Origin of the sequence: Dyadobacter sp. CECT 9275, assembly GCF_907164905.1 — a bacterium.
Classification (GTDB): Bacteria; Bacteroidota; Bacteroidia; order Cytophagales; family Spirosomataceae; genus Dyadobacter; species Dyadobacter helix.
The window spans coordinates 2,359,947-2,375,796 of the sequence record NZ_CAJRAF010000002.1 but is presented as its reverse complement, the minus strand read 5'-3'; the positions used below and the strand labels follow the sequence as shown (position 1 = coordinate 2,375,796).

General features: G+C 43.5%; 16 protein-coding genes and 1 tRNA gene. 12 read left to right on the top strand and 5 right to left on the bottom strand.

Features of this window, described 5'->3' with window-relative positions:
- Window positions 1-7: 7 nt before the first annotated feature.
- The 8 genes from KOE27_RS17675 (at window position 8) to KOE27_RS17640 (ending at window position 6,201) form a co-directional block, all read left to right on the top strand.
- Window positions 8-469: a DsrE family protein gene (locus tag KOE27_RS17675; RefSeq protein WP_215240154.1), complete on the top strand. Its 462-nt coding sequence runs from the start codon at window positions 8-10 to the stop codon at window positions 467-469.
- 202 nt (window positions 470-671) lie between these two features.
- Window positions 672-1,322 (top strand): peroxiredoxin, encoded by a 651-nt coding sequence (locus KOE27_RS17670; protein ID WP_165940115.1) that lies wholly within the window; start codon window positions 672-674, stop codon window positions 1,320-1,322.
- A gap of 258 nt (window positions 1,323-1,580) precedes the next feature.
- Window positions 1,581-2,081: a class I SAM-dependent methyltransferase gene (locus tag KOE27_RS17665; protein ID WP_229252818.1), complete on the top strand. Its 501-nt coding sequence runs from the start codon at window positions 1,581-1,583 to the stop codon at window positions 2,079-2,081.
- A gap of 31 nt (window positions 2,082-2,112) precedes the next feature.
- The gene (locus tag KOE27_RS17660) at window positions 2,113-2,733 is read left to right on the top strand and encodes a class I SAM-dependent methyltransferase (protein ID WP_215240152.1); all 621 of its coding nucleotides are present in this window, start codon (window positions 2,113-2,115) and stop codon (window positions 2,731-2,733) included.
- Between the two features lie 337 nt (window positions 2,734-3,070).
- Window positions 3,071-4,117, top strand: a complete 1,047-nt coding sequence (gene mnmH, locus KOE27_RS17655; protein ID WP_215240151.1) for a tRNA 2-selenouridine(34) synthase MnmH — start codon at window positions 3,071-3,073, stop codon at window positions 4,115-4,117.
- Window positions 4,118-4,120: 3 nt separating this feature from the next.
- Window positions 4,121-5,161 carry a selenide, water dikinase SelD gene (gene selD, locus KOE27_RS17650; protein ID WP_215240150.1) on the top strand — a complete coding sequence of 347 codons (1,041 nt, stop codon included), beginning with the start codon at window positions 4,121-4,123 and terminating at the stop codon, window positions 5,159-5,161.
- Window positions 5,162-5,223: 62 nt separating this feature from the next.
- Window positions 5,224-5,670: a rhodanese-like domain-containing protein gene (locus tag KOE27_RS17645; protein WP_215240149.1), complete on the top strand. Its 447-nt coding sequence runs from the start codon at window positions 5,224-5,226 to the stop codon at window positions 5,668-5,670.
- 12 nt (window positions 5,671-5,682) lie between these two features.
- Window positions 5,683-6,201 carry a TlpA family protein disulfide reductase gene (locus tag KOE27_RS17640; protein ID WP_215240148.1) on the top strand — a complete coding sequence of 173 codons (519 nt, stop codon included), beginning with the start codon at window positions 5,683-5,685 and terminating at the stop codon, window positions 6,199-6,201.
- 791 nt (window positions 6,202-6,992) lie between these two features.
- Here KOE27_RS17640 and KOE27_RS17635 read toward each other — a convergent pair.
- From KOE27_RS17635 to KOE27_RS17625, 3 genes are all read right to left on the bottom strand, one after another.
- Window positions 6,993-7,823, bottom strand: a complete 831-nt coding sequence (locus tag KOE27_RS17635) for a hypothetical protein (RefSeq protein WP_215240147.1) — start codon at window positions 7,821-7,823, stop codon at window positions 6,993-6,995.
- Window positions 7,820-8,839 carry a type IV toxin-antitoxin system AbiEi family antitoxin gene (locus KOE27_RS17630; protein ID WP_215240146.1) on the bottom strand — a complete coding sequence of 340 codons (1,020 nt, stop codon included), beginning with the start codon at window positions 8,837-8,839 and terminating at the stop codon, window positions 7,820-7,822. The genes KOE27_RS17635 and KOE27_RS17630 overlap by 4 nt, the downstream gene beginning before the upstream one ends.
- Before the next feature lie 371 nt (window positions 8,840-9,210).
- Window positions 9,211-9,284: transfer RNA gene (locus tag KOE27_RS17625), tRNA-Ile, on the bottom strand.
- A gap of 165 nt (window positions 9,285-9,449) precedes the next feature.
- Between KOE27_RS17625 and KOE27_RS17620 the strand changes: the two genes are divergently transcribed.
- From KOE27_RS17620 to lpxA, 4 genes are all read left to right on the top strand, one after another.
- Window positions 9,450-10,685, top strand: coding sequence for an HD domain-containing protein (locus KOE27_RS17620; RefSeq protein WP_229252817.1), 1,236 nt, complete (start codon window positions 9,450-9,452; stop codon window positions 10,683-10,685).
- 94 nt (window positions 10,686-10,779) lie between these two features.
- Window positions 10,780-11,829 carry a UDP-3-O-(3-hydroxymyristoyl)glucosamine N-acyltransferase gene (lpxD, locus tag KOE27_RS17615; RefSeq protein WP_215240145.1) on the top strand — a complete coding sequence of 350 codons (1,050 nt, stop codon included), beginning with the start codon at window positions 10,780-10,782 and terminating at the stop codon, window positions 11,827-11,829.
- 83 nt (window positions 11,830-11,912) lie between these two features.
- A complete protein-coding gene (locus KOE27_RS17610; RefSeq protein WP_215240144.1) occupies window positions 11,913-13,304 on the top strand; it encodes a bifunctional UDP-3-O-[3-hydroxymyristoyl] N-acetylglucosamine deacetylase/3-hydroxyacyl-ACP dehydratase in 1,392 nt (463 codons plus the stop codon).
- On the top strand, window positions 13,301-14,113 hold the full coding sequence (lpxA, locus tag KOE27_RS17605; protein WP_215240143.1) for an acyl-ACP--UDP-N-acetylglucosamine O-acyltransferase: 813 nt from the start codon (window positions 13,301-13,303) through the stop codon (window positions 14,111-14,113). Before KOE27_RS17610 ends, lpxA begins: the two co-directional genes overlap by 4 nt.
- Before the next feature lie 70 nt (window positions 14,114-14,183).
- Here the strand turns inward: lpxA and KOE27_RS17600 are convergent, their stop codons facing one another.
- Together KOE27_RS17600 and KOE27_RS17595 are read right to left on the bottom strand one after the other, a co-directional pair.
- Window positions 14,184-15,038: a hypothetical protein gene (locus tag KOE27_RS17600; RefSeq protein ID WP_215240142.1), complete on the bottom strand. Its 855-nt coding sequence runs from the start codon at window positions 15,036-15,038 to the stop codon at window positions 14,184-14,186.
- Window positions 15,039-15,041: 3 nt separating this feature from the next.
- Window positions 15,042-15,839 carry an MOSC domain-containing protein gene (locus tag KOE27_RS17595; protein WP_215240141.1) on the bottom strand — a complete coding sequence of 266 codons (798 nt, stop codon included), beginning with the start codon at window positions 15,837-15,839 and terminating at the stop codon, window positions 15,042-15,044.
- Between the last annotated feature and the right edge of the window lie 11 nt (window positions 15,840-15,850).

Genomic DNA, 15,850 nt, shown 5'->3' with positions numbered 1-15,850 from the left:
TCCAAAAATGAAAAAGATCGCATCCATTCTATTTGCCGTCTCATTACTACTTTCAGTTTGCGTCCATGCTCAGATTAAGGCCGTAAACCCAGCAGAATTTCATGGGGCTGTCGCTGATAAAAAGTTGTACAAAGTCGTTTACCAGCTCAATAGTGACGATGACAAAGTTATTAAAGCCACGATGAAAAACATGATGAACGCACTGGAGGATCCACGTCTGAAAGGGAAACTGGAAGCAGAGCTCGTTGTCCATGGAGGCGGCGTGGCTGTCTTCAAAAAAGATGGTCCTTATGAAGCGCAGTTAAAGGCATTGCAGGCGAAAGGGGTTATTCTGGCAGAATGCGAAAACACGCTTAGAGAGCGCAGAATCAGCAAAGATGAGCTCTTTGATTTCATATCCTTTGTTCCCAGCGGCAATGGCGAGCTTATCATCCGTCAGCAGCAGGGATGGGCAATGGTGCATCCTTAGAACCCACCATGTTTTGTAAAATAAATGGCAGTACATTCTCAGATTCTCGCAACTTTCGAGTCTGAGGGATGCAATAACGAATTGTTTTAAGGTCGGTGACATTTGTCACCAATCAAGCCCTTTGAATATCCGAGATTTGTACATGCTGATGCTGGCAGTAATCATTGCCTGGCACGGTTGACATTTTATAACATTAGATCAAATGGAAAATCTCGAAAAGGAATCACGTATGCCTCGTATTGGCGATCAGGCACCAGATTTTGAATCCATTACCACCACTGGTAAATTAACATTTTCTGACTACAACAAAGGTAGCTGGGTGATCTTGTTCTCGCATCCGGCAGACTTCACTCCGGTTTGTACCACAGAGATGACAGGGTTTGCCAAAGAGAAGGATTTTTTTGCGGAGCACAATACCAAATTGATGGGGTTGAGTATTGATAGCATTCATTCCCACATTGCGTGGGTAAATGCAGTTTACGATAAAACCGGAGTTTTATTTGAATTTCCTATCATCGCTGATCTGGATATGAAAGTTGCAAAGCTGTATGGGATGCTGCAGCCTGGTGAAAGCGAAACGGCAGCTGTGCGCGCGGTCTTTATTATTGATCCATTGGGGAAAGTAAGACTGATCATGTATTACCCTTTGAACGTAGGCAGAAATATGGAAGAAATCAAACGATCGCTGCTTGCTCTTCAGACTTCTGATGAATACAAGGTCGCAATGCCGCTCGACTGGAAACCTGGTGAAAAGGTAATTATCGGCGCGCCAAAAACGGTTGAGTCACTTTTGGAAAGAAAGTCATCTGATTTAGAGATGGTAGACTGGTATTTGGCGGTCAAATCCATTTAACCGGAGAGGTAGATTAATTGATAATCCAAGGCTGTGGTTAATTCTAATGATGAAATGCAGCAAAAAGCATTGATCGCAGCCTTGAATATTTTACAGATATTTTGAAAGCAATTGAAATTTCTGTCCATAGGTTATTATCTGTAATAGAAAAGTATGAATCAGTTTTGGGATGAACGGTACGGTAGTAATGAATATATCTACGGAACAATGCCGAATTTATGGTTTAAGCTGAATTTGGGCATATTGAGGCCCGGAAGTTTGCTTTTGCCTGCCGAAGGTGAGGGTAGAAATGCTGTATTTGCAGCGACGCAAGGTTGGAATGTCACCGCGTTTGATACCAGTGAGGTTGCCAAAAAGAAAGCACTGCTGTTGGCTGGCAATAAAAAAGTATCAATAGATTATAGAGTAGGGGTTCTCGAAGATGTTGTCCCCAGGAATGAAAGATACGATTGTATTGCTTTGATCTATGCCCATTTACCCTCGCGGGAATGGTCTTTGTTTGCAGAATATTTGATCACCCTGCTGAATCCCGGGGGTAAAATTATCTTTGAAGGATTCTCCAGACAACAGCTCGAATATCAGGAGCGCTATCAGTCCGGCGGTCCGAAGGATATTGATTTTCTTTTTTCAAAGGAAGAGATTGAGTCCGGTTTTAAAGAACTGACCATTACCTACCTACGGCAAGAAGAGATCGTTCTGAAGGAAGGTAATTATCACCAAGGTAAAGCGTCTGTGATCAGGATGTTGGCAGCAATCTAACCAGACGATCTTGTAAACTGTTAGAAAAAAAATGAAAAATCCGAACACAAAAAATCACTGGGAAAAAGTTTATGAAACTAAAAACCCAGATCAGGTAAGTTGGACGCAGCAAATTCCCAGAACTTCGCTAGACTTCATTTCTTCTTTTGGTCTGAAAAAAGATGTTAAAATCATTGACGTTGGTGGTGGCGACAGCAAACTGGTGGACTACTTGCTTGACGAAGGTTTTGAACACGTAACCGTTTTGGATATTTCCGAAAAAGCACTTGAAAAGTCCAGATTCCGTCTGGGCGATAAGGCCGAAAAAGTTAATTGGGTGGTTAGTGATATAACAGAATTTGAACCAGACACCACGTTTGACATTTGGCACGACAGAGCAACATTTCATTTTTTGACCACAGCTGAACAAGTTTCAAGATATATGGAAACAGCCAGGAAATCTGTAAATGGATTTATGACAATCGGCACTTTTTCTGAAAATGGACCCGCAAAGTGTAGTGGACTTGACATTAAGCAATACACTGAACAAACTTTGACAAACGAACTTAAAAATGGTTTTGACAAAATTCGTTGCGTAAAGGAAGATCATACCACGCCATTCAACACGACACAAAATTTTCTGTTTTGTAGTTTTAAAAGACAGGTAAATTAGAATGTTAAGTGGACAGGAGCAAATTGGGTAAGAGCCGTGTGCTGATAAATTGAATTAAGTGCAAAGCTCGGAGCAAAATTTTAAGCAAGTCAGTTGCAATAGTGAAAGTCTGGCCGCGATGGGGTTGTTGTTCCGTATTTTGAAATAATGCAAAGGTAAGACAGCCGAAGTGATAAGCTTCATTTATAAATCTATAATTTTAGCATGATTATTGTAGTCCTTATACGGACCGGTCGGTAATGTTTTACATTGTCATGATACTGATCAAAGGCGCAACTATGCATAAGGATAAGAAGTTGTTTTATTGCCAGGGGCATCAGTTTCTATGCCGGAACCAATGATAGAAAATATAACCATTGATGAATTTCTGCTGTTAACCGGCGTTATAGCCCTGGTTGATGTCCGGACACCCGCTGAATTTGCCCATGGCCATATTCCGGGAGCCTTCAATATACCTTTGTTCAGTAATGAAGAAAGGGTTTTGGTAGGCACAACTTATAAGCAGATCGGGCGGGAGCAGGCCATTTTGCTGGGTTTCGACCTGACAGGGCCGAAATGGTCGGATTTTATCAGGCAGGCATTGGTGATAGCACCTGATAAAAAAATTGCGGTTCATTGCTGGCGGGGAGGCATGCGCAGCGGGGCCATGGCCTGGGCACTGAATCTCTACGGTTTCAAGGTATATTTAATTGAAGGAGGTTATAAAAGTTACCGTAGATGGACCCACCGTTTGTTTGCACAGCGTCGGTCGGTCCGGATACTCGGTGGCATGACAGGATCAGGAAAAACGAAATTACTGCATGAGCTCCGAAAAATGGGAGAACAGGTAATAGACCTTGAAGATCTTGCCCGGCATCAGGGTTCTTCCTATGGAACGATGAATAGCATGATCCAGCCGTCCCAGGAACAATTTGAAAATAATCTGGCAGAACAATTAAAAGACCTGAATTTTTCCCGCCCGACGTGGATTGAAGATGAAAATCTCAATATTGGTAGATTATCAATTCCAAGAACATTTTGGGAGCAGATGAAAAATGCCGCCCTGATTAATCTGGAGATTGCGCTGGATCAGCGTGTCCGTGAGTTGGTGGTCGATTATGGAGAGTTGGACAAGGATTTTCTGGTAGCCTGCACCGAACGGATCCGCAAACGGCTGGGGCCGTTACAGACGACACAGGCAGTAGCCGCGATCAGAGAAAACCGGATGGCTGATTTTATCCGGCTGGTATTGGTTTATTATGATAAAACCTACCGGAGCAGTTTGCAGAAAAGAGATGTAAACCGGCTTTTTACCCTGGAGCTGGCTGGTGAGGACAAATCAGAAAATGCAAAAAGGATTCTTAATTTCGCCAGTTCGATTGCTGAAACGCAGCAGGAATTATAATTTATGGAGACGATAGACATACAGTTGACGCAGTATTCCCACGGTGCAGGATGCGGATGTAAAATAAGCCCGGCCATTTTAGATAAAATTTTGCATAGCCCGATCTTACATCAGGCAGATCCGCGGCTTTTGGTGGGGAATGACAAGCGGGATGACGCCGCCGTACTGGATCTTGGTAACGGCACGGCACTCATTTCGACAACGGATTTTTTTATGCCCATCGTGGATGATGCCTATGACTTTGGTCGCATCGCATCAGCGAATGCGATCAGCGATGTTTATGCAATGGGTGGCAAGCCGGTATTGGCTATAGCGATCCTGGGATGGCCTATTAACAAACTTCCTGCTGAAGTAGCCCAAAAAGTGCTTGAAGGTTCCCGGGCGGTGTGCGCAGAAGCGGGTATTACGCTGGCAGGAGGCCACAGCATCGATTGTCCTGAGCCAGTTTTTGGACTGGCCGTAAGCGGCATGGTGGATATAACATCGCTCAAACAAAATTCCACAGCAACAGCAGGTTGCCGTTTGTACCTGACCAAACCATTGGGCGTAGGGATTTTATCGACAGCACAGAAACGAGGGATTCTGCTTGAAGAGGATGCGGCAATTGCGTTAAAAAGCATGGTAACGCTCAATAAACTTGGTGAGGAATTTGGCCGGATGGAGGCGGTAAAGGCGATGACTGATGTGACCGGGTTTGGCTTGCTGGGACATTTGTCAGAGATGTGTGAAGGTAGCGGATTATCAGCAGTAATTGAATTTAACAAAGTGCCGGTTATTAAATCTTTATCATACTATATTGAACAAGGTTGTTTTCCTGGCGGTACTCAAAGGAACTGGGAGAGTTATGGTCATAAAGTTGGAGACTTAACGGATTATCAAAAATACATCCTCGCTGATCCACAGACCAGTGGCGGTTTGTTAGTCGCTGTTTGTAATGAAAAAGCAGGATATTTTGAGAAGGAACTCGCCTTGTTGGGTCAAGAGCTGACTTGCTTCGGCTATTTAAAATCGCCAGATAGTGGATCCATTATTACAATAGTTTAGCCATCATATTATCATAGTTGTCCTCGACGACTTTTTTGATTTAACAATTAACAAACAAAACAATGATACGTAGAAAAACATTATCGATCATTTTGGGATTTCTTTTCATGGCATTGTCATGGTTGACAACGCTGGCGCAAACCACTGCCGAGCCTTGGACAGATTCAGAGCTGAAACCTACCCAGGAACTTGCTGACCAGATTAACGACAGTGGAAAAAAGAAACCGCTGATCATTAATGTTGGGCCGCAGGCTGTTATTCCTGGCTCATTGGATGCAGGCCCCGGAAGTGAAAAGGACAATATCAAAAAACTGGAAAAGATTCTTTCGACCCAGGATAAAAACCGCGAGGTTGTTATTTACTGTGGTTGCTGCCCGTTTGCTAAATGTCCCAATGTCAGACCTGCATTTAAAGTTGTTAAAGAACAGGGCTTCACGCAGGCCAGATTGTTGAATATCCCGAAAAATATAAAAACGGACTGGATCGATAAGAATTATCCGGTACAATAAAAGGATTTTGAAATGCGTAATATTAAATTATTTATTGGTTTTGCAAGCTTGCTTTTTTTACTGAATCAGGAAAGATCATTGGCTCAAAAACCAATAGAAGTAGGGGATCTGGCACCCGAAATCGTGCTGCCCACCCCCGGTGGTAAAATGGTATCTCTTTCGTCCCTGAAGGGTAATTTGGTATTGATCGATTTTTGGGCATCGTGGTGTGCCCCGTGTGTTCAGGAGCAACCTGAGCTCAAAAAGTTATATGCAAAATACCATTACCCATCTCAAACGGGTACTAATCTGGATATTTATGCAGTTTCTCTGGATAGTAAAAAAGATGCCTGGGAGAGGGCTATTAAAAAACTGGACTTGCCATGGACACAGGTAAGCGATCTGAAATTCTGGACATCCCCGGTCGCCAAAACCTATCAGCTTGAAGGGATACCTTTCAACGTGTTAGTGGATCAAAAAGGATATATTATTGCCCTGAACCTTCACGGAGAACAGCTGGACCAGTTTTTAAGCAAAAGGGTTGGTAAGTAATTCGGCTATCATACTGGGGAATTCGGAGCCATTGATCACCCCAGTTCGGAAATTGATAACAGGTAGTTTCGGTCGGAGTTGACAAGTTTAAGCAAGTGATAATTATTTAGCACATGGCTAGTAATCGTCAGGTGATGGTCTGCTACGGAATCATATGGTCGACGCGTTCGAATTCTCCAATATGCAACGTAACCGATTCCTGAGGGGTTGTTTTGCAACAGTTTCCTTTCTGGCTTCCGTTTTCTTTCAGTGGAAAATTCATTGTTTTGGACGACCTGATTCCGTGTAGATGGTCAACCAGAAGTCATAGTGTGAGGTTACCGAGATAATTCGTTGGCGAAAAGAAAGACTATGGTGTTCAATCTGAACCAAAATGATTTGTTCAGCCCGGAACGTATTCACCTGGTCAATTTTACCGAATCTACACATCTGTATGTTTTCTGACTGACGGTGATCCATTAGATATTGAAATTGGCTTGCTTAAGATAATTCTCGGTTGATAAAGGGAATGTATACCTGAAATTTTTTCGATTAATACGGTCCTGTGCGCCGTTCTCTGGAAAATTTTCTGTTAATTTTCATATTAGCCGGAATAATTTCTATTAACGTAATAACCCGCCTGGTAAATATGACCAGGTATTGGCTCCGGTTTTTGGAAGGCTTGGCAGCAGAAAAGATAGCAATCCGTTAACTGATTTTCCAGATCATAGATTTCAATCCGAAAGCGCATTATCTTCAATAGCATCCTGATATGAGCTTAGTATTTTGGAGAATTAACTTCTCCCATGATGCTAGTCAACAGGTTTTGATGGATTTTCAAATCCCCAGAGAATATCTCGAAGGTATCCGATTATCAAATCAATTTCTTTTCCGGTTTCTTTGGCAATCAACTGAGTAAAAATACTCTCTTCTCCAAAATTGATATGATCAATTAAAATTCTTTTCGATCGATCTATCAGGTTTGCATTGGATAAGACAATCTTTTTTATTTCCCTACCTAGCACGATTCCTGATATATTTTCTAGTGTACGTTCTTGTTCATCAAACATGTCAAGATGATTGGAGTATATTAAATCTTGATGCATATCGAAAAAATTTACTAAGATGTTGCCAATATCCGTGGCGTCCTTCTGTCTTCGTTCAGGTCTGTCATCATATGCGACAAGTTTCAGAAGAACAATTCCAATTAATGTAGCGGCCTTGAAGGTGTTTCCTGTTTCAAGGTTAACAATCTCTGTCCCGTTTTCATAAACTTCTTTCATCCCGCTTATCTGGATTGTGGTCATACCTATCCCTTCAATCTTTACACTTCCCTGGGATTCAATTTCCCCGAATGGAAGTAGGTCAACCTGAAATCCGTCTGGCGATATCAGTACAAATGCATTTTCCCTGATTGGTAAGTAATTTTCATTTTTGATTAGGTATTGCTTAACAGTTTCATATTCTTGATGACTGCCTACCAGAATGGCGTAATCTACATCTCTGGTTGTTCTGAATTTTATTTGAGCTCTTTCGTACCATATCTGTCTTGCTAAGGCTCCAATCAGGTAATAGTCAATGGAAAGTTCAGTAAAAGCTTTCTCTAATGTGTCAAAGACATTCTTTAATTCTGTGTGTTTCATGGCTGATCAAATATCCTACTGAGCTTTGTTTCGTAAATAATATTTGCTGTTTCAATGCATCTTGCATCTCCGGTGATCACCAAGTCAGCGTAAGTTATCAGTTCGGGAGTCACAAGGTTGTCTGGATACACGGCGATGTCCATCCAAAACTTGTTGTAGACATTTAAGTTACCATCAGGCTTGGGGGCAAGCCTTAGGATTTTTACTAACTCGAGCTTGGCTTGGGCAGTATAAATAGTCCATTGTTGGGGATTCAGGTGGGCGGTTTCAAGATCGCCTGCTGGTTCACCACCCCAAACAGCTGTTGCAGGCAACTCCAGTTGCTTCCATTGGTCGCTTGCTGCGAAATGGTAAGTTCCTAATAATAAGGAAGGTTTTAATATATTTTGATATCCTATTATCCAATTATCGAGCAACTCTCTTTTGTTACTGAGTACCATGCGGTTTTTATTAACCTGCACAATATGCCCGGTTTCTTTCAAAGACAATATGGCTTCGTTTATTGTTGCCAGTGCCACCTTGGCAAAACTAGCAATCTCACGGTACGTGAAATTTACAGCCTCTGGATTTTGTAAGAAAGCATAAACTACTTTAAGGCCGGCTTTGGTGAAGGCCCGATTTGTTTTTGTATCGGCGCCGATATGCACTGGTTTTTGACCATCCAGCCATAACAGTAAATTGCCGTTGGAGATGTAAATATTCCCTGCAGTATCCAGATAGGCAATTCCGTTTTCGCGCAAACGCTGCTTCTGCGCCGGATAAATCTTATCTGCAATAAGCATAAACGGTCTATTCAGTTCAGCTTGACGAATTAGCTTGTCTAGCTGGTAGTCGCGAAATTCGCGTTTTACCTCGGTATTAAAAGTAACCGTGGTTTCTTTCATAGTTATTCTTGTTTCACCATCGGTCTCGGATATATGTGGGTTTTGCACAGAAGTCCAATGACCAGTAATACCGGTATTTTCTTCTAGGTTTCTCAGTGCCCTTCCGACAATCTCATTTTCTGCAAGAATCATTTGTTCGTTTTATTTAGGTGTTCGTGTTCAGTGAACAATCAAAAATAGCGAACAAAAAGATCAATTAAAAATTTGTACGCTGAGAATTTTAGCTAAAAATCTCAGTATCGATTAACCACAGGCTCTGTGTGTCGTGCCGAGGACAAAAATATCAATAAGGCATTCAAAAAAGATTGGCAAAAGGACCCTAAATAAGTCTACCAGTAAACTATTAAAGTGAAGTTTATTATCGAATCAAAAAAACTCGTGGAATAAAAATATATCAGTGCACTCAATTTATCCTATGCAAATAACCAAATTTGTATTGCACATTGTATTGCACATAAATGAAAAAGGACTTAGCGAAATTCGCTAAGTCCTTGATTTTCAAGTGGGCCCACCTGGAATCGAACCAGGCACCTACTGATTATGAGTCAGTTGCTCTAACCGAATGAGCTATAGGCCCTATTTAATTATTATAACCAACCATCATCCAAATGCCACTGCATTGCGGGCTCTTGGCCTGTTCGGAGTGCAAAATTAATCAAACGAATTGATTTTGCAAGAGATATTGGCGAGATTATATTCCTTCATACCGGGTCTGTTTACTATTTTTACAGAAAAAATAGTTTTGAACAAAAGAAAAATCATCAACGATCCCGTTTACGGTTTCATTTCCATTTCCTCGGATTTATTGTTCGATCTGGTAGAACATCCTTATTTTCAGCGGCTAAGGCGAATTAAGCAATTGGGGTTGGCGGATGTGGTTTATCCTGGTGCGCTGCATACACGCTTTCACCATGCCCTGGGTGCCATGCATTTGATGAGCCAGACGCTCCGGGCACTTCAGGAAAAGGGGCATTTGATATGGGGACCTGAAATTGAAGCGGCACAGATTGCCATTCTTTTACATGATCTGGGACATGGGCCTTTTTCGCATGTACTGGAGAGTGTGTTAATGCCGGGTGTGAAACATGAAGCCATCACCCTTGCCCTGATGAAAGACCTGAACCGGCAAATGAACGGCAGGCTGGATATGGCCATTCAGATGTTTGAAGGGACTTATCCCAGGAAATTTTTTCACCAGATGGTTTCCAGCCAGCTGGATATGGACCGGATGGATTATCTCAACAGGGACAGTTTTTATACGGGTGTTATCGAAGGCTCAATCGGTGCCGACAGGCTGATCAAAATGTTTGATATCAGCCACGACCAGCTTGTGGTGGAGGAGAAGGGGTTGCTCAGTATAGAGAATTTCCTGCATGCCCGGCGGCTCATGTACTGGCAGGTTTACCTGCACAAAACGTTGCTCAGTGCCCAGGCCATGCTCACACAAATCCTGCGCCGGGCCCGGGAATTGTCGAATGACGGGAGGGTTTTGTTTGCGACGCCCGATTTTTCCAGGTTTATTGTAAATACTTACAGTCTTGCAGATTTCGAAAATAATCCTGATTTATTACAATCTTTCAACGCTTTGGATGATAACGACGTATGGGCCTCTGTGAAGGGGTGGGCCAGTCACGAGGATCCGGTTCTGTCAGCACTTTGTAAAGGATTGCTGGATCGTAAGCTGTTCAAAATAAGCTTCTTTGATGCGTTTCCGGCTCCGGAGATTCTGGAAGCAAAAAGCCGGGAACTGCTGGAGTCAGGGATCAGAGAGGAAGATCTGTCGTATTTTCTTCTGACGGGTGAAACCACCAACTGGGCCTATGAAAAGGAACAGGACCCCATCCGCGTTAAAATGAAAACCGGAGAATTGCTTGATATAGCCGATGCATCGGACATTCCTACCATAGAAGCACTCACTAAGATTGTGCGCAAGTATTATGTATGTTGGGGTAAAAATGTATCTTTGCGTGGTTCATAATGTGGGCATTCTTTCAGGGGCCAAAGCATGGGCGCCACATTAATAATCGCTGTAAACACCTGTTGGTACGTTATCTGAATTTAGCCTAAGAAATATGAAATTTACTGTCAGCGAGATTGCTAAAATGCTTGATGGAACAATTGTTGGGGATGAAACAATTATAATTAATTCGGCTGCGAAAATCGAGGAAGGACAGCCGGGATGTATTTCTTTTTTGGCTAATACCAAATATGAACCGTATATATATAGTACCGGATCTTCGGCTGTAATTGTCAACAAAGATTTTAGTCCGAAAAGGGAGATCCAGGCAACGCTGATCTACGTTGAGAATGCATATACCGCTTTTACAATCCTGCTTGAAGAGTATCAGAAACTGATGGCCGGTGGAAAGTTTGGCGTGGAGCAGCCCAGTTTCTTTGGAGATAACAGTTCCATGGGGCAGGGCGGATACCGTGGTGCTTTTTCTTATGTAGGTAAAAACTGCATAATTGGCAACAATGTGAAAATTTACCCTAGTACCTACATCGGCGACAAGGTGGAGATTGGGGACAATACAACCATTCATCCAGGTGTAAGAATTTATGATAATACAATTATTGGGAAAAACTGTACTATTTTTGCCAATACAGTAATTGGTGGTGATGGTTTCGGATTTGCTCCCCTGGCCGACGGATCCTATAAAACCATTCCTCAGCTGGGCAATGTGGTGATCGAAGATGACGTGAGCATAGGTTCCAACACAACCATTGACTGTGCAACAATGGGTTCGACCATTATCAGGAAAGGAGTGAAGCTGGATAATCTTATTCAGATAGCTCATAATGTAGAGATCGGGAAAAATACCGTAATTGCTGCGCAATCAGGAGTTTCCGGATCGTCGCAGATAGGGGAACAGTGTGTGATTGCGGGGCAAGTAGGAATTACCGGGCACATATTTATTGCAAATAATACGAAAATAGGCGCGCAAAGCGGGTTGGGCAAGTCTATCAAAAAAGAGGGGTTGTCGCTTTCGGGGTCACCTGCCAGGGATCTTACAGAACATCTGAGATCTATGGCGCTTACAAGAAGATTACCGGAAATGGAAGAAAGATTGAAAGATCTGGAACGGAAACGGGAACACTCGGAAGTTCAGGAAAGAGATTAATTATTTAATTTAAAAATACTCAAGTAAGCCACTCAGTTTGATGAGTAAGACCCCGGCGCCTTAAAGTAGATAAGGAGAATATAATGAACGAAAAACAACAAACCATTTCCAAGTCCGTATCAGTAACGGGAGTAGGTTTACACACCGGTGTGGTAGCAACAATGACCTTTGTGCCAGCGCCAGCCAACCATGGATACAAATTTCAGCGGGTTGATTTACCGGATCAGCCGATCGTCGATGCCGATGTTGATAACGTTGTCGACTTGTCGCGGGGAACTACCATAGAACAGAACGGAGCCCGTATTCATACTGTTGAGCATACACTGGCAGCACTGGTGGGCCTACAGATTGACAACGTACTGATCCAGCTGGATGGCCCTGAGCCGCCGATCATGGACGGCAGTTCCATCCGGTTTGTGGATGCACTGATCGACGCGGGAATAGAAGAGCAGAATGCCTACCGTAACTATTTCGAAGTACCGGAATACGTTCATTATAAAAATAAAGAAAAAGATACCGAACTGGTAGCCCTGCCGTTATCGGACTATCGCCTCACGGTGATGGTGGACTATAATTCGAAGGTCATCAGTAGCCAGCATGCCTCTTTGAACGATATTACTTTGTTCAAAGACGATATCGCGGCCTGCCGTACCTTCGTTTTTCTGCACGAACTGGAAGCGCTTTACAAGCAAAATCTTATCAAAGGCGGAGATCTTACCAATGCCATCGTAATTGTTGACCGGGAAGTGGAAGATGGTGAACTGGACCATCTGTCGCAACTGCTGAACAAGCCCAAGGTAAGTGTTGACAAGTCCAAAGGCATTTTGAATAATGTGGATCTCCACTATTCAAATGAAATGGCGCGGCACAAGCTGCTAGATTTGATTGGTGACCTGGCACTGATAGGCCGGCCTATCAAAGCACAGATACTTGCCGCCCGTCCGGGACATGCGGCCAATGTAGGGCTTGCCAAAAAAATCAAGAAACTGATTAAGTCAGGAAAGGGTGATATCCCTCAGTATGACCCCAAAAAGGCACCTATCTTTGATATTAACCAGATAGGCCAGCTGCTGGCACATCGTTATCCATTTCAGATGATCGACAAGATCATTGCACTGGATGAAAATAGTGTGGTGGGGGTCAAAAATGTTACCATCAACGAACAGTATTTTCTGGGTCATTTCCCGGGCAATCCTGTGATGCCAGGTGTACTCCAGCTGGAAGCCATGGCACAAACGGGAGGCATACTTGTACTGACAAGTGTCCCTGATCCTGATAATTACTGGCCCTATCTGATTGGCATTGATGCTTGTCGTTTCAGAAGAAATGTTTTTCCGGGTGATACCGTAATTTTTAAATGTGAATTTACTTCCCCTATGAAAAGAGGGATCGTAAAAATGAGTGGCCGCGGATATGTTTCCGGTCAGCTGGTATGTGAAGCGGATATGATTGCAAGCCTGGTAAAGAAAAAATGACACAATCGTTATCATATATCCATCCTGACGCTCGGATCGCTCAGAATGTAGAGGTAGAGCCTTTTGCTATGATTCACCAAGACGTTGAGATTGGAGAGGGATCATGGATAGGCTCTCATGCCGTAATTAATTCCGGTGCAAGGATTGGTAAAAACTGCAAAATTTACCCGGGAGCGGTAATTTCGGCCACGCCTCAGGATCTGAAATACAACAATGAGTACACCCTCACGATCATCGGTGACAATACCACGATCCGTGAATATGCAACCATCAGCCGCGGTACCGAAGAGCACTGGAAAACGGTAGTAGGTGCCGACTGTCTCATTATGGCCTATGCGCACGTAGCACACGACTGTCGGGTCGGAAGCAGTTGTATCATAGGTAATAACGTGCAGATGGCCGGGCATGTCCACGTGGGAGACTGGGCCATTATCAGTGCATTAAGCGCTGTTCACCAGTTTGTTAAGATAGGTCCGCATGCTTTTGTTTCGGGAGCTTCACTGGTACGTAAGGACGTACCACCCTTTACCAAGGCCGCAAGGGAGCCTATTTCTTATGCAGGTATTAATTCGGTAGGATTAAGACGCCGTGGTTTCAGCAATGAAAAGATCATTGAGATACAGAATATCTATCGCTACGTTTATATGAAGGGACTCAACAATGCTGAGGCCATGCAGAAAATTGAGCTGGAACTTCCTCCGTCTGACGAGAGAGATATCATTATAAATTTCATAAGGAATTCGGAAAGGGGAATTATGAAAAGTCCCTTTCAGGCAAGCGGTTCTGCCGAGGGCGAGGCGCAGTCCTGATCAGAAGAAATTAATGAAACGAAAAAACCTGTCTTGCATGGCAGGTTTTTTCGTTTTGAGACCATCACTTTCACAAAATGGTAAAAGGTAAAATCATTACCCATTCGATCAGTGCCCGCGCGTAGCCTTTACGGTAAAGCGAATGTTTCCCTAATGTAAGCATATACTGAAAAGCCGAGGTGAGCATCAGTATCCCGAATAGCCGCTGAGCGAAACGGAAAGTTGTAAAATAACATCCGGCAGCCCCCAGCATGAGTATGATTACAGTAATGATCCTGATCAGGTTCCCGGAGCTATCCCCTTTGGTCAGCCCTTTTCCTGCACCGGCATACTGAACATAAAGCGCTCGTAATAAGGTATTCTGGAAGAAAATAAGCAATAATATGGAGCCTGCCAGTATACTTTCGGACGGGACATCGGTTCCTAGCCAGGTGATACACCAGCTGCCGGCGCAAAAAATGAGCGAGCGGGCCAGCTTTCCGATTGTACCTGCCTCAGAACCCGTCAGGATTTTTGAAAATAAATAAAAATAAAGTCCACTCACGCCAGTGAGTGCAATCCCGAAAATCCAGATCTGACGATTTTGGAAGAAGCAAAAAAGAAGGGCTATCAGAACGGCCACAGCCGCGGATCGTACCAGCACAATCTGATTAGATTTAAAGAATGCCTTTCTCCTGGCAAAAAGGGCGTTTGTTTTAGGTAAAACAAACTCGCTTACGATTCCGGCAGCGTATACTGCAAGACCTAAAATCAGTGCAAGCTTATAATCCGGTTCCGATTTTCCTTCGGGAAGACGACTGGCTATAATGAAAAATACAAGCGAACAGGCAACCCGTTCTAAATTAAGATATTGAAGGAAAGATACATCTTCCCGGCTCCCGGAAGAAAGCAGGTGTTTGACGGACTTGGTTTTTACTGCACGCATATTTCAGTGCAAAACTAAAACAGAATCCCCTTCCTGCACAACTCCTTCCTTGCTGGCGACAAGATTTTGTCCAAAAAGTACCTTGTTATTTAGGCGCCGGTAAGACGCAAGTGTTTTTAAAGGTTCGGAGCCTTTATCGGCCGTTACGGGGTCAATGGTGGTAAGGACACAGCGCGAGCAGGGTTTAACCAATGAAAATTCAATACCTGAAATGCTTATCTTATTAAGCTCGTCTTCCAGGTAAGCGGTAGCACCGGCCACAACAAAGTTGGGACGGAAGCGGAGCATGGTAACGGGTACCTGAAGCCTGGTATTTAAATCGTCCAGAGACTCCTGAGATATCAGCAGAAATGGGAAGCCGTCTGCAAAGCTCACATGCTCATTGTTCGGGGCATATTTCGGATCAGCTTTTCGATCACAAGCTTCCGGCATTTTTACAAGCTTTACAGGCAGCTGCAGGTACCGGCTCAGCCAGTTGCTGGCTTCTTCGCTTACGACCTCCGCGGATACTTCATCGTCCCACACGGTAACTTTTATTTCTGGTCCGGATACCGTTTCATACGGTATTGTCACAAATCCTGATTCGTAAAGGCGGTCTGTAATTTTTAATCCGTGCTGTTCAAGAGATACATCCAGTAAGGCCATTCTGGGCTGGGCCCTTTGCGTAAGGAACATTCCGTTTTCATCTACAATCATCCACCGGCGGTCAAATTGCAGCCCTCTTTCTTCCACTTTTGCTTCTTTCAGCCGGATTCCGCCGAGTGATTTTACCGGATATATCCATATTTCTGAGAGTACCATTGCTGTATGCT

Coding starts and splice junctions, on each gene's coding strand:
- KOE27_RS17675 (WP_215240154.1), top strand. CDS start 8: ATGAAAAAGATCGCATCCATTCTATTTGCCGTCTCATTACTACTTTCA.
- KOE27_RS17670 (WP_165940115.1), top strand. CDS start 672: ATGGAAAATCTCGAAAAGGAATCACGTATGCCTCGTATTGGCGATCAG.
- KOE27_RS17660 (WP_215240152.1), top strand. CDS start 2,113: ATGAAAAATCCGAACACAAAAAATCACTGGGAAAAAGTTTATGAAACT.
- mnmH (WP_215240151.1), top strand. CDS start 3,071: ATGATAGAAAATATAACCATTGATGAATTTCTGCTGTTAACCGGCGTT.
- selD (WP_215240150.1), top strand. CDS start 4,121: ATGGAGACGATAGACATACAGTTGACGCAGTATTCCCACGGTGCAGGA.
- KOE27_RS17645 (WP_215240149.1), top strand. CDS start 5,224: ATGATACGTAGAAAAACATTATCGATCATTTTGGGATTTCTTTTCATG.
- KOE27_RS17640 (WP_215240148.1), top strand. CDS start 5,683: ATGCGTAATATTAAATTATTTATTGGTTTTGCAAGCTTGCTTTTTTTA.
- KOE27_RS17635 (WP_215240147.1), bottom strand. CDS start 7,823: ATGAAACACACAGAATTAAAGAATGTCTTTGACACATTAGAGAAAGCT.
- KOE27_RS17630 (WP_215240146.1), bottom strand. CDS start 8,839: ATGATTCTTGCAGAAAATGAGATTGTCGGAAGGGCACTGAGAAACCTA.
- lpxD (WP_215240145.1), top strand. CDS start 10,780: ATGAAATTTACTGTCAGCGAGATTGCTAAAATGCTTGATGGAACAATT.
- KOE27_RS17610 (WP_215240144.1), top strand. CDS start 11,913: ATGAACGAAAAACAACAAACCATTTCCAAGTCCGTATCAGTAACGGGA.
- lpxA (WP_215240143.1), top strand. CDS start 13,301: ATGACACAATCGTTATCATATATCCATCCTGACGCTCGGATCGCTCAG.
- KOE27_RS17600 (WP_215240142.1), bottom strand. CDS start 15,038: ATGCGTGCAGTAAAAACCAAGTCCGTCAAACACCTGCTTTCTTCCGGG.
- KOE27_RS17595 (WP_215240141.1), bottom strand. CDS start 15,839: ATGGTACTCTCAGAAATATGGATATATCCGGTAAAATCACTCGGCGGA.